Source organism: Streptomyces sp. NPDC004667 (assembly GCF_040609475.1).
In the GTDB taxonomy this organism is placed as follows: Bacteria; Actinomycetota; Actinomycetes; order Streptomycetales; family Streptomycetaceae; genus Streptomyces.
Genome location: NZ_JBEXKC010000134.1, coordinates 1 through 12,362, shown reverse-complemented (window position 1 = coordinate 12,362; position 12,362 = coordinate 1). Strand labels below are relative to the sequence as shown.

9 protein-coding genes are annotated in these 12,362 nt (G+C 71.7%); 6 read left to right on the top strand and 3 right to left on the bottom strand.

Annotated elements, in window-relative coordinates; genetic code table 11:
• Positions 1-31: 31 nt before the first annotated feature.
• Both ABZW32_RS36865 and ABZW32_RS36860 read right to left on the bottom strand, forming a co-directional pair.
• Positions 32-1,624, bottom strand: coding sequence for an APC family permease (locus ABZW32_RS36865; RefSeq protein ID WP_356224830.1), 1,593 nt, complete (start codon positions 1,622-1,624; stop codon positions 32-34).
• Between the two features lie 166 nt (positions 1,625-1,790).
• Positions 1,791-2,501 carry a TetR/AcrR family transcriptional regulator gene (locus ABZW32_RS36860; protein WP_356224828.1) on the bottom strand — a complete coding sequence of 237 codons (711 nt, stop codon included), beginning with the start codon at positions 2,499-2,501 and terminating at the stop codon, positions 1,791-1,793.
• Between the two features lie 111 nt (positions 2,502-2,612).
• Here ABZW32_RS36860 and ABZW32_RS36855 point away from each other — a divergent pair, with 111 nt between their 5' ends.
• Complete coding sequence (locus ABZW32_RS36855) at positions 2,613-3,839, top strand: saccharopine dehydrogenase C-terminal domain-containing protein (protein ID WP_356224826.1); 1,227 nt, start codon at positions 2,613-2,615, stop codon at positions 3,837-3,839.
• A gap of 61 nt (positions 3,840-3,900) precedes the next feature.
• Here ABZW32_RS36855 and ABZW32_RS36850 read toward each other — a convergent pair whose 3' ends face one another.
• Positions 3,901-5,559 (bottom strand): serine/threonine-protein kinase, encoded by a 1,659-nt coding sequence (locus ABZW32_RS36850; RefSeq protein ID WP_356224824.1) that lies wholly within the window; start codon positions 5,557-5,559, stop codon positions 3,901-3,903.
• Positions 5,560-5,828: 269 nt separating this feature from the next.
• Here ABZW32_RS36850 and ABZW32_RS36845 point away from each other — a divergent pair, with 269 nt between their 5' ends.
• From ABZW32_RS36845 to ABZW32_RS36825, 5 genes are all read left to right on the top strand, one after another.
• Positions 5,829-7,661 carry a glycoside hydrolase family 15 protein gene (locus tag ABZW32_RS36845; RefSeq protein ID WP_356224822.1) on the top strand — a complete coding sequence of 611 codons (1,833 nt, stop codon included), beginning with the start codon at positions 5,829-5,831 and terminating at the stop codon, positions 7,659-7,661.
• A 175-nt stretch (positions 7,662-7,836) separates the two neighbouring features.
• Positions 7,837-8,352, top strand: coding sequence for a hypothetical protein (locus ABZW32_RS36840; RefSeq protein WP_356224820.1), 516 nt, complete (start codon positions 7,837-7,839; stop codon positions 8,350-8,352).
• Positions 8,349-9,281: a hypothetical protein gene (locus tag ABZW32_RS36835; RefSeq protein WP_356224818.1), complete on the top strand. Its 933-nt coding sequence runs from the start codon at positions 8,349-8,351 to the stop codon at positions 9,279-9,281. The genes ABZW32_RS36840 and ABZW32_RS36835 overlap by 4 nt, the downstream gene beginning before the upstream one ends.
• A 27-nt stretch (positions 9,282-9,308) precedes the next feature.
• Positions 9,309-10,667 (top strand): hypothetical protein, encoded by a 1,359-nt coding sequence (locus ABZW32_RS36830; RefSeq protein ID WP_356224816.1) that lies wholly within the window; start codon positions 9,309-9,311, stop codon positions 10,665-10,667.
• Positions 10,668-10,847: 180 nt separating this feature from the next.
• The coding region (locus ABZW32_RS36825; RefSeq protein WP_356224814.1) for an amidohydrolase family protein at positions 10,848-12,362 on the top strand (1,515 nt) is incomplete at its 3' end.

Sequence of the window (12,362 nt, the reverse complement as noted above, 5' to 3'; positions counted from 1 at the left end):
GCCGGACGGGGAGGCCGACGCGCTCGGGAGCCTACGGTGCCTCGGGAGCCACGCCGGGGCGTTCGCGCCAGAAGGTTGCGGACGCGGCGCGGCGCAGCAGCATCAGCACCACTCCGGCGCCGGCCAGGAAGAGCGCGATGACCAGCGGGGCGCCCAGCCCGAACCAGGCGGTCGAACTGGAGGCGTTGCCCGGATCGGCCATGTCGGCGACGGCCTCGACCAGCAGCCAGATCAGCATGGCCGAGCCGATCAGCGGGCCCGCGCCGAGCAGCAGGAAGGGGCCCGGCCCCCGCATCAGCCGGCGCCGGTACCAGACGGCGCAGGCGATGCCGGTGAGGGCGTAGTAGAAGGCGATGAGCAGCGACAGGGCGGTGAGGGAGTCCGCGAGGGCGTTCTCGCTGATCCGGTGGATGACGACGTACCAGACGATCGCCGTGCCGGTGACCCACCAGGTGCTGGTGCTCGGTGTGCCCCGGCGGGTGTCGATGTGGGCGAAGGCGGCGGGCAGCGCCCTGCGGCGGGCCATGGACAGCGCGGTGCGGGAGGCCGGGATGATGGTCGTCTGGGTCGAGGCGAGGGCGGAGGTGGCGACGGCGAGGAGCAGGATCCAGTCCCAGCCGCCGAGCACCTCACGTGCGAGCGAGGCGAAGACCTTCTCCTCCGCGTCGGCCTCTCCGGCGAGGTACGCGGTGCCGGCGTAGGCGACGACCGCGAAGGCCACGGCGACGTAGGTCGCCAGCAGGACCACCGTCGACCAGATCCCGGCCCGGCCGGGGGCGTTGGCGGGGTCCTTGGTCTCCTCGGTCAGGTTGACGGCGGATTCCCAGCCCCAGTACGCGAAGACGCCGAGCAGCAGGCCGCCGGTGAGCGCGGAGCCGCCGGCCCCGAAGGGGTTCAGCCAGTCGGCGGCCGGGCGGACGGCGTCCAGGGATCCCGTGCCGGCGTAGACGCGGTACACGGCGACGGCCGCGAACACGAGGAGGCAGAGGACCTGGAGCAGTACGAGCACGTTCTGGAAGCGGGCCGACACCTCGGTGCCGCGTACGCAGAGCCAGGACATCAGGAGGATCAGCAGGACGGTGAGGGCCTCGCGGACCAGGGCGTTGCCGGCCAGGCCGTCGGCCCCGACGGCGAGCAGGCCGAAGCCGACGGCGACATCGGCGAGCGAGCCGACCACGAGCACTCCGGTCATCGCGATGGCCCAGCCGCCCAGCCATCCGGTGGTGGGGCCGAGGGCGCGGGTGACCCAGGAGAAGGTCGTCCCGCAGTCGGGATCGGCCCGGTTGAGGAAGTGGAAGGCGGAGGCGATCAGCAGCATGGGGACGAAGGACGCGAGCATCACTCCGGGGGCGTGTACGCCGACCAGGGCGACGAGGGGTCCGATGACGGCGGCCAGCGAGTAGGCGGGCGAGGTGGCGTTGAGACCGATGGCGAGGGCGTCGAGGAAGCCGATCGCGTCCGGTGTGAGGGCGCCTTCCGGGGCGTGTGCCGTCGGTGTGCCGTTCCCACTCGGGGCCGCCGTGCCGGCTGGGGCGGCTGTGACGGTCGTGCCGCCCCGTGCCGCGGGCGCGGCGGTGGCCGTGGCGGCTCGGGGAGTGGTTTCCGGCGGGGTGTCTGCGGCCATCGTCCCTCGCTGTACTGAGTGCGGTGTACGGAGTGCGGTGTGCGGGCCGCGCCGTGGCGGGCGCGGTGTGAACAGGGCGTGAACTGCGAAGAGGAAACCCGCGCGGGCGGTAAGGGGTCAATGGTGTTGGCATAAGGGGCCCGCGCGGGTCCCGTGGGCGGTCGGGTCAGCGGGCCGGCAGGGCCTGGAGCCGTGACTCCGCGCTCGCCAGCAGCATGTCCAGGGCGACCGGGTAGGCGCTGTGGTTCATGCGGGCGGCGAGCAGTCGCCTGGTGGCATTGATGTGCGGGTACTCGTCGGCCGGCAACCGGGCGTAGGTGGACTCCCACTGCCCCTCGTCGGAGGTCCGGGAGGGCTCGGACAGGGCGAGGGCGCCTGCGTCGAGGGCCGCGAAGGCCAGGCTCTGGTCGATGAAGGCGTGGTAGATCAGGACCGCCTCCGGGTCGGGGAAGCCCGCGGTGCGCAGGATGCCGAGGACGGCCTCGTCGGCGGCGATCTCGCGGGGCCGGCCGGTCACGCGGCCGGCGGTCAATACGGCCGCCTGCGGGTGCGAGAGGTAGGCGCCGTGGATGCGCAGCCCGAGTTCACGCAGGTCCTGACGCCACTGGCCGGTGACCGCCCAGCCGTCGAGGGCCCGGCCGATGAGCTCCTCGCCGATGGCGAGGGTGAGGGCGTCCATACCGTCGAAGTACCGGTACAGGGTGCTGGGATCCGCGCCGAGGGCGGCGCCGAGCCGACGGGCGGACAGGCCCGCGCTGCCGTGTTCGCGCAGCATGCGCAGGGCGGTCTCGACGATCAGGCGCTCGGACAGGACGACGCCCTGCCGGGTGGGGCGTCGCCGCCGACGGGCTTCCTCGGGGACCACGGGTTTCGCCATCGGGCGCCTTCCTCCTTATGCCAACACCATTGACCTTATCTTGTGGCCCCGGCTTTCATCCCTTCCACGAGGCGCGGAACTCCGCGGACCTCACCGAGAGAGGGTTTCGTCATGCGTGTTCTGCTAGTGGGCGCCGGTGGCGTCGGTACCGCGATCACCCGGATCGCGGCCCGCCGGAACTTCTTCGACCACTTCGTGGTCGCCGACTACGACCTGACCCGCGCCGAGGCGGCCGTGGCCGCGCTCGGCGAGGCCGGCGGCAGGTTCCACGCGCGTCGCGTCGACGCCTCGGACCAGGCGGCGGTGGCCGCGCTCCTCACCGAGGAGCGGTGCGACGTACTGCTGAACGCCACGGATCCGCGGTTCGTGATGCCGCTCTTCGAGGCGGCGCTCGCGGCGGACAGCCATTACGTGGACATGGCGATGTCCCTGTCCCGGCCGCACCCCGGCAACCCCTACGCGCAGTGCGGGGTCAAGCTCGGCGACGAGCAGTTCGAGCGGGCCGGGGCCTGGGAGAAGTCGGGGCGCCTCGCCCTGGTCGGAATGGGCGTGGAGCCCGGCCTGTCGGACGTCTTCGCCCGGTACGCGGCCGACGAGCTCTTCGACGAGATCGAGGAGATCGGCATCCGCGACGGGGCGAACCTGACGGTCGAGGGCCACGAGTTCGCCCCGTCCTTCAACATCTGGACGACGATCGAGGAGTGCCTGAACCCGCCGGTGGTCTACGAGCGGGACCGCGGATGGTTCACCACCGAGCCGTTCAGCGAGCCGGAGGTGTTCGACTTCCCGGAGGGCATCGGCCCGGTCGAGTGCGTCAACGTCGAGCACGAGGAGGTGCTGCTGGTCCCGCGCTGGGTGGACGCCCGACGGGTCACCTTCAAGTACGGCCTGGGCGAGGACTTCATCGGCAAGCTGAAGACCCTGCACGCACTGGGCCTGGACTCGACCGAACCGGTCACGGTGCGCGGCGCGGACGGTAGCCCGGTACGCGTCTCCCCGCGCGACGTGGTGGCGGCGTGCCTGCCCGACCCGGCCACGCTGGGCGAGCGGATGTCGGGCAAGACCTGTGCGGGGACCTGGGTGAAGGGCACCAAGGACGGCCGGCCGCGCGAGGTGTACCTGTACCACGTGGTGGACAACCAGTGGTCGATGCGCGAGTACGGTTCACAGGCCGTGGTCTGGCAGACCGCGGTCAACCCGGTCGTGGCGCTCGAACTCATCGCCGGCGGGGTCTGGGCGGAGTCGGGCGTGCTGGGCCCGGAGGCCCTTCCGCCGCGCCCGTTCCTGGACCTGCTGACCGCCTACGACTCCCCGTGGGGCATCCGCGAACAGGGCTGACCGGAGCCGGCCGCCGCGGGCCGGGTCGGAGACGGGGCTCCCCGACGCGGTGCGACCGCTGTTACCGCTTCTGCCAGAGGGTGAGCCGGGTGGTGTAGTCCGGCAGGTTTCCGTGGCCGGTGGTGATGCCGGTGACCTCCAGCATCGCCAGCCGGTCCTCGGTCGTCACCGTGCACATCAGTGCCCCGACGGGCAGGGTGGCGGGAAGGTCGTTCGCTTTGATCTCCTTGGGCAGCACGTCGGCCCGGGCGCCCTGCAGACACTCCTGCGGCGTCTTCCCGACGCTCTTGCCCATCGGAGTGTAGAACTCCCACCTGCCGCCCGAGATCTCACTGAGCATGATCTCCCGGCCCGGGGAGTCCTGCACGACCTGGGGGACGTCCAGGTCGACCCGCACGATGTTGGCCCCGCTCGGCGAGCGCAGCGTGAGGGGGCGGTCCCGGAAGACGACGGTGTATCCGGAGTCGTCGGAGGTGGAGCCGGGGGAGGCCTTCGGACCAGAGGCGGTGGGGTGGGCCGGCTGACCCGACTGCTTGCCGTCGCCCTGCTCCCGCGCGCCGTCCGAGGCGCTGTCGGATCGGGCCACCGTCCAGGTCAGGACCACTGCCAGGACGACGGCCAGGACGGCTCCGCCGACGACGAGGCCGGTCCGCGTACGCGGCGGGGCGGCCGGTACCGTCGGGGCGTACGGCGGCGGGGACGGTGCGACGGTCGGGGCGGCGGTCGGTGCGGCCGCGAAGGTGGGGCCGTGGGGCGGCTGCGGCCCCGAGCCGGTGACCGTCGGCTCCGGACTCGGTGGGAGCGGGGCGCGCCTGCGCGCGGCCAACTCCTGGGTCAGTGGCCGGGGCAGCCACCCCGTGAAGTCGTTCGGGGAGTGGCCGGCGGACCGCTCGCACAGGGTGGCCAGTTCCTCCGTGCCGATGCGACCGGCCGGGTCGGGGGACAGGCACCGCTCGAGGAGCGGGCGGAGCGTGTCGTCGTAGACGTCGAGGCGGGGCGGCCGCACGGCGGTGTTGGCGATCTGCGCGGCGAGCGTCAGCGCGCCACCGTCACCGTACGGGTGGCGGCCGGTGGCGGCGACGGCGGCGATCAGGCCGAGCGAGAAGACGTCCGCGGCCGGTCCGACCGGATCCCCCAGCGCGTGCTCCGGGGACATGAACTGCGGGGTGCCGACGAGGCCGGCGGACGCGGTGAGCTGGGTGGCATCGGCTGCGCGGGCGATGCCGAAGTCGATGACGTACGGGCCCTGGTCGCTCAGCAGGATGTTGCCGGGCTTGAGGTCCCGGTGCACGACGCCGGCGGTATGGATCGCGGTCAGTGCCCGCGCCGTACAGCCGACGAGCCTGAGGACGGCGGGCAGCGGCAGCGGGCCGTGTGCGACGAGGGCCTCGTGCAGGGACAGGCCGGGGACGAACATCGAGGCCAGCCAGGGCTGTTCGCCGGTGGTGTCGTGGTCGACGACCGGGACCACGTGGTATCCCTGCACCCGGCGGGCCGCCCGCACCTCCTGCTCGAAGCGGCTCCGGAAGCCGGGATCGCTGCCGTACTCGCGCCGGATCACCTTGAGCGCGACGGGCTGCTCGCCGCGGGTGCGGGAAAGGTAGACGGTTCCCATGCCGCCCTCGCCGATCCGGGCGAGGAGCCGGTATCCCGCGATCTCCCGAGGGTCCTCGTCCCGCAACCGTTCACCCGTACCGTGCGCCGCCATGCCAGCCCCCATACCATGATCGTCCGGCGCAAGCGTAGCGGATCGCCATCACGCCCCGGCCGGGTTTTCCCGGCGGATCAAGGGTCGGGCGGGCGCCGTGGCCGCGATGCCGCTGTGGCCGCGATGCCCACGAGTGCGGGAGTCCGGTCCGGGAGGAACCGGCGGTGCCGGGCGGAGCGCACTTGGCCGGGAGTGCTTCGACGAAGGGGCGTTCTACCATGAAGGACGGAGGTCTTCTTGATCTCCGCCCCTGCTCACGGTGAGACGGTAGGGAGGCCGGCATGTATGACGGGACCGGATCCGGGGGAGTGGACGGCGCACGCTATCTGCCGATTTCCGAGCACGGTCTGATCGGTGATCTCCGTACCGCCGCGCTCGTCGGGACCAACGGAACCATCGACTGGTACTGCTGCCCCCGCTTCGACGCACCCAGCGTCTTCGCGTCCATCCTCGACGCCGACAGAGGCGGATCGTGGGAGCTGGCCGCCGACGTGCCGGCACGGACGCGACAGTTCTACTTCCCCGACACCAACGTCCTGATCACGCGGTTCTACGCTGCCGACGGCGTGGCGGAGATCCAGGACTTCATGCCGGTCGTCGACGAGTCGCGCGAGGCGTCCCGGCACCGGTTGGTCCGGCGGGTGATATGCGTCCGGGGCACCCTTCCCTTCAGGACGCGGATAGCCCCTCGCTTCGGCTACGGCGCCGAAGCGCACACCGTACGCGCGCAAGCCCATGAGGCCGTCTTCGAGTCCCCGTCCCTGTCGCTGGCACTGTCGGCCACCGCGACGCTGGAATGCGACGGCGCGGACGTGTGGTCGCACTTCAAGCTCCTCGAAGGCGAGTCCGTGGTCTTCGCCCTCGACCGGATCAGCGATGACGTCCGCCCGCGAGCCTGCCCGTACGCCGAGGCGGAGGAGCAGTTCGAGGCCACGGTCCGGTTCTGGCGCCACTGGCTGGGCCGCTCGCGCTACCGCGGCCGGTGGCGGGAGATGGTGCACCGCTCCGCGCTGGCCCTCAAGCTGCTCACCTACGCGCCGACCGGTGCGATCGTGGCCGCGCCGACGACCAGCCTGCCCGAACGGGTCGGCGGTGAGCGCAACTGGGACTACCGGTACGTGTGGGTGCGCGACGCCGCCTTCGCCATCTACGCCATGCTCCGCCTGGGCTTCACGACGGAGGCCGAGGCGTTCATGGGCTTCCTGTCCGACCGGGGCATCATGCGGGGCGTCGGCCCCACGGGTCCACTGCAGATCATGTACGGCATCGACGGGCGCACCGAACTGCCCGAATCCGAGCTGACCCACCTCGAAGGGCACCTGGGATCCGCTCCGGTGCGGGTGGGGAACGCCGCAACCAAGCAGCTCCAGCTCGACATCTACGGCGCCCTGATCGACTCGGTCTACCTCTACGACAAGTGGGGCCGGCCCATCAGCAGTGATCACTGGGACGAGGTCGGCGCGGTGGTGGACTGGCTCTGCGAGAACTGGGACCAGCCCGACGAGGGTGTCTGGGAGACCCGGGGCGGGCGGCGGAACTTCGTCTACTCGCGGCTGATGTGCTGGGTGGCGATCGAGCGGGCCATCCGGATGGCCAACCGGCGCGGCCTGCCGGCCGACCTTCCCCGCTGGCAGCTGAGCCGGGACGCGATCTACCGGCAGATCATGCGGGAGGGCTGGTCGGCGACGCGCGGCGCCTTCGTCCAAGGACTGGGGGACGACGTACTCGACGCCTCCGTACTGATGATGCCGATGGCAAAGTTCATCGCGCCCACCGACCCGAAGTGGCTCTCGACCCTGGACGCGCTCACCGCGGATCTGGTCTCCGACTCGCTGGTCTACCGCTACGACCCGGAGGCCAGCCCGGACGGCCTGCGGGGTTCCGAGGGCACGTTCTCGATCTGTTCCTTCTGGTACGTCGAGGCGCTCACGCGGGCCGGACGCCTGGAAGAGGCCCGCCTGGCCTTCGAGAAGATGCTCACCTACGGCAACCACCTCGGCCTCTACGCCGAGGAGATCGGCCGCAGCGGAGAACAACTCGGCAACTTCCCCCAGGCGTTCACCCACCTCTCGCTGATCAGCGCCGCCTTCAACCTCGACCGCGCCCTCGGCTGAGCCCCACGGCCCGGTACGGGAGCTTCGACGTGTGACCGGCGGGAGCCGGGGCAATACGGGTGAATTTCGATCGCGCTGCTGATCACTTTCCGTAGCGTGCTGTTACGTTGCGTACGCATTCGGTCCGGATGTGAACTCCCGTTCGTCGTGTCACCCCGGAAGGGGCTTACCAGGCATGCGCAGAATTCCCCGCATCCCCATCGTCGTATCCCTCGCGGCACTCGCCCTGCTGTGCGGCCTCCCGCCCGCGGCGGCGCTGTCCGTCCCGTCGGCCCACATCCACCGCGCCACCGCCCCCGTGGCGCCCCTCGACGGCGAGGAGCCCTGCCCGGGCGGTGAGGAGAAGCCCTGCTCGGCCTCCCCGGAGGAGCGCGGAGCCGTCGACAAGGACCGTGACGCCGCCAAGCAGGACAGCGCCGCCGCCAAGCAGGACATCGGAGCCGCCAAGCAGGCGGCCCAGAAGTGCCCGGCGGAATCCAAGTCCTGCATGACGCAGCTGATCGGCGGCGGCTCGACGCAGGAGACCGACATGGCACAGGCCCGCGGCGAGCTCGGCACCATGCGGCCCGAACCCTCCGGCAACGCCCAATCCGCCCTGTCGGGCACCTGCGCCTCCTTCGCGGCCGACCTGCCGGCCGGACTGTCCCGGTCCACGGAACTGACCTCTCTGTGCGGGGAGATGAACCGGTGAAGACGATCACTCACGTCCCCGGCCGGCGTGCCGCCCTCGCCGCGGGTGCGGCCCTCCTCGCCCTCACCTGCGCGGCCACCGGTCCCTCGTACGCCGCCGCGTCGCCCGAGGTGCCGACCCCGGTCGCCTACGAGGGCACGACCCCGCTCGCCTCGACGCAGAAGGTCACCGAGTACTGCGCCTCGCACCCCGGAGGCTGCCGGTTCGAGATCAACCGCGCCGCGTCGGGCGAGTACTACAGCGCCGTCAAGTCCCTCGGCAACGCGGTCGTGAACTGCACCAAGGACGCCATCACGGTCGCCCGCGAGGTCACCCTGCGCACGTCGAGCACCGACAACCTCGGCGGCGAGATCACCGGGAAGATCGCGATCGAAGGCACGATCAGCACCTCCGGCGAGGTCACGGCCGGCGTCGACGCGAAGGCCAAGGGAGAGTTCTCGACCCCGGATAAGTCGAAGGGCCCGACCGCCACCGTCGGCGCCGAGGCCGGCGCCTCGGGAAGCGGGAAGATCGCCGGATCCCTCGGCGTCAAGGGAGCCTTCGAAGGCGCCTTCAAACTCGCCTACCAGCGCAGCTGGACGACCGAGCACATCGAGAAGACCACCTACAACACCACCGTCCGCCCGGGCGACGCACTCGTCTTCGGCGCCAGCTCCGCCATGCAGCGCATCGCCGGCGAGATCACCACCGGCAGCGGCCTCGGCATCCGCAAGGTCGTCGTCGACGGCCCCTCCACCGTGAACTCCAGCACCTTCGTCGCGGACACCTTCACCGTGCCCGGCAACACCTGCGACCGGCTGAGGCCCGAGGGCAAGACCGGAACCGAGGACACCACCACTCCCGCCCCGCCCCGCGGCCTGACGCCCGCGAACCTGCCCGAGGGCTCCCGGTTCAAGGACCGCGACGTGCTCGCCCCCGGCACGCCCTGACCACCCGCCGCACCCGTGGAGATAGTCATGGAAACCCGTCGGAGCCCCGCCGGATCCGCCCGCACCACCCTCACCCGTACCGCGCCCGCCATCGGCCTGGGCCTGTGCCTCGGCCTGCTCGGCGGCGCGACCGACGCCCAGGCCTCCGCCGCCGTCCCGCCCGCCCGGGCCGCCGCCCCCGCACCGGTCACCGTCCTCAACGCCGACTTCGCCGAGCCCGCCTTCACCGGCGTCAACACCAGCGCCAACCCCCACGCCTGGTCGGTCGGATCCACCTCCGGCACCGGCACGACCGGCGGCGTCTGGCGCTGGAACGCAGCCACCGCGGGCCACCCCGACGGCCTGACCGCCGCCATGCTCCGCCTCCCCGGCGAAGCCTCCTACGGCCTCAAGCAGAGGCTGCGCGGAGTGCGCAGCGGGGCACGCGTCACCGTCACGTACGACGAGAGCCCCAGCGTCTCCAACTACTGCACCGCCGCCGCACTCGAACAGGGCCAGACCTACACCGTCCAGGGTGAGGGCGGCCCCCTCACCGACCGGACCACCCTGCCCACCACCGAGAAACTGCCCAGCAACTACTGGAAGCCCGCCTGGCGCACGGGAGTCACCCTCGCCTTCACCGCCGGAGCGAACGAGCCGCTGCTCACCTTCGCCTCGACCGTCGCCGCCGCACAGAACAACAACGGGTACTGCGGACCGCTCGTCACCAACGTCCGCGTCACCCAGGAGCCGCCGCCCGTCGACAAGACCATCCCGGCCGGCGCCCTGCCCGCCTCCGAGGCCTTCTACGGCAACGACCGCCGCAATGTGGCGGACGCCGTCTCCTACTGCAACGGCGCTGTGAACCGCTGCACGTTCACGGCCGAGGCGGACTATTCCTTCAGCTACTACGCCCCCGCCCGCGTCGCGGCCGAGACCTACCTGAACTGCACCCGCAACACGCTCAACCGCACCCGCCCCGTCGCCACCGTCAACCGCTCCTACGGCGACCTCCCCACGGCCGCCGGCCTGCCCGGCAGCGGCACCGGAGCGCCGAGCAACATGGCCCAGCAGTACACGCAGGGCACGGGCCTCGCCCCCGCCTGGAACACCACGCAGGAACGCCCGATCACCGAGATCGTCCAGCCGGCCGAAGCGTCCTGGATCGAAACGCAGGCAGCGCGACGCCGCACCGAAGGCTGGTTCAACGCCACCACCAAGGCCACCGACCCCAACTACGACTGGCGCCTGCACACCGTCATCGACCACCCCTCCACCGACCTCTCCGACCGGATCTACCAGCGCACCGGCCCGCTCACCGCCCCGGAGAAACTGCGCTGCCAGTCCGACCGCCCCAACGCCCCGACCCCGGTGGGCGCGAACGACCCCGCCGGCGCCGAGCGCTGACCTCCCCCTGGACCCCGGGCTCCGCCAACGCACGGCCGGAACGGAAAAACTTTTCCGCGGAGACCTATCGAAAGGCCGCGGACTGGGAATGCTGCGTGTGATCTCCCGCCCGGCACGACGCCGCGTCCTCGCGTCGTCCGGGCGGCCCTTCCGTTCTGAGCTCTCGGGAGGTAACACGCCATGCACTCAACCCCCACCCCACAGCCGGTCCACAGCCGCCGCGACCTCCTCACCGGCCTCGGGGCGGCCGCTGCCGCCCCGCTCCTCCTCGGTGCCACCACCCGCTCCGTCCCCCGCGACAGCCCGGACCGGCGGCCCGTTCCGGCCGCCCGTACGATCCTGCTCAGGGGCGCCGCCCTCGTGATCACCATGGACCCCGCCCTGGGCAGCGGCGCCCTCGGCACGATCGAGAACGCCGACGTCCTGATGCGCAACGGAGCCATAGCCTCCGTCGGCACGGCCCTCCAGGCGCCCCCCGGCGCCCGGGTGGTGGACGCCTCGGGCAAGCTGGTCATGCCGGGCTTCGTCGACACCCACACCCACCTCTGGCAGGCGGCGATCCGCGGAGGCTGTACCGACGGCGACCTGTTCGGCTGGTTCGCGCGCTGCGCCGACCCCGCGCGGAGCCGGCTGACCCCCGCGGCACTCCACAGCCTGGTGCGCCTCGCGGCCTTCGACGCCGTCCAGTCAGGCGTGACGACCCTGGTGGACTGGGTGGACATCTTCGCCTACGACCTCATCGAGAGCTACGTGCGGGCGCTCGCCGGCACCGGAGTGCGCTTCACCTACGCGATGTTCCCGCCCAAGCCCGACGCTGTGCTGCCCACGAAGGTGAAGAAGGACCTCGTCGACCCGGTGCCGCTCGGCTCCTTCCAGGTCGCCACCCACGCGGCGCGGGCGCTCCAGCACCTCAACCGCGCGCACTGGGAAGCCGCCCAGGAGCTGGGGGTCATGCTCAACTCCCATGTCCTGGAACGCCCCGAGCAGCGCGCGGACGATCCCATCGGGGTCCTCACCGACATCGGCGCGCTGGGGCCGCGGCTCCTGATCAACCACGCGATCCACCTGACCGACGACGAGATCGACGCCGTCGCGGACCACGACGCGCGTGCGGCACACTGCCCCCTGAGCAACATGCGTCTGGCCTCCGGCGTCATGCGGCTCCCCGAGTTCGGACGAAGGGGCGTCAAGGTCGGGCTCGGGCTGGACGGCGGCACCGACGACAGCTCGGACTTCCACGCACTGATGAAGACGGCCATCGGCCTGCAACGCGCCCGCGCGCAGGACCCTGGGGTCTACCCGCAGGTACACGACGTCCTGCGGATGGCCACCCTGGGCGGCGCCGAGGCCCTCGGCATGGCCGACCGGGTGGGCTCCCTGACCCCCGGCAAGCGGGCCGACGTGGTCGTCATCGATCCGGCGGCCCTGAACTTCGCACCGCGCTTCGACTGGATCGGCCAGATCGTCTTCAACGGCAGGCCCGAGAACGTCGACTCCGTGTTCGTGGACGGACGTCCGCTGAAGTACGGCGGCCTGCTCGTCGACATCGACACGAGCCGCGTCGTACGCGAGGCCGAGGCGGCGGTCACCCGCCTCCGCGCCGGGATCGGGTCGGTCGTCGTCGTCTCATCACTGACTGCCACGCCGCCCAGTCTGTCCCACCCGCTTCCCGAATCGCGAAACGGTGTTCGCGTC

What these genes read in the sequence shown, in the direction of transcription:
- ABZW32_RS36865 (WP_356224830.1), bottom strand. Translation starts at nt 1,624, where the DNA reads ATGGCCGCAGACACCCCGCCGGAAACCACTCCCCGAGCCGCCACGGCC.
- ABZW32_RS36860 (WP_356224828.1), bottom strand. Translation starts at nt 2,501, where the DNA reads ATGGCGAAACCCGTGGTCCCCGAGGAAGCCCGTCGGCGGCGACGCCCC.
- ABZW32_RS36855 (WP_356224826.1), top strand. Translation starts at nt 2,613, where the DNA reads ATGCGTGTTCTGCTAGTGGGCGCCGGTGGCGTCGGTACCGCGATCACC.
- ABZW32_RS36850 (WP_356224824.1), bottom strand. Translation starts at nt 5,559, where the DNA reads ATGGGGGCTGGCATGGCGGCGCACGGTACGGGTGAACGGTTGCGGGAC.
- ABZW32_RS36845 (WP_356224822.1), top strand. Translation starts at nt 5,829, where the DNA reads ATGTATGACGGGACCGGATCCGGGGGAGTGGACGGCGCACGCTATCTG.
- ABZW32_RS36840 (WP_356224820.1), top strand. Translation starts at nt 7,837, where the DNA reads ATGCGCAGAATTCCCCGCATCCCCATCGTCGTATCCCTCGCGGCACTC.
- ABZW32_RS36830 (WP_356224816.1), top strand. Translation starts at nt 9,309, where the DNA reads ATGGAAACCCGTCGGAGCCCCGCCGGATCCGCCCGCACCACCCTCACC.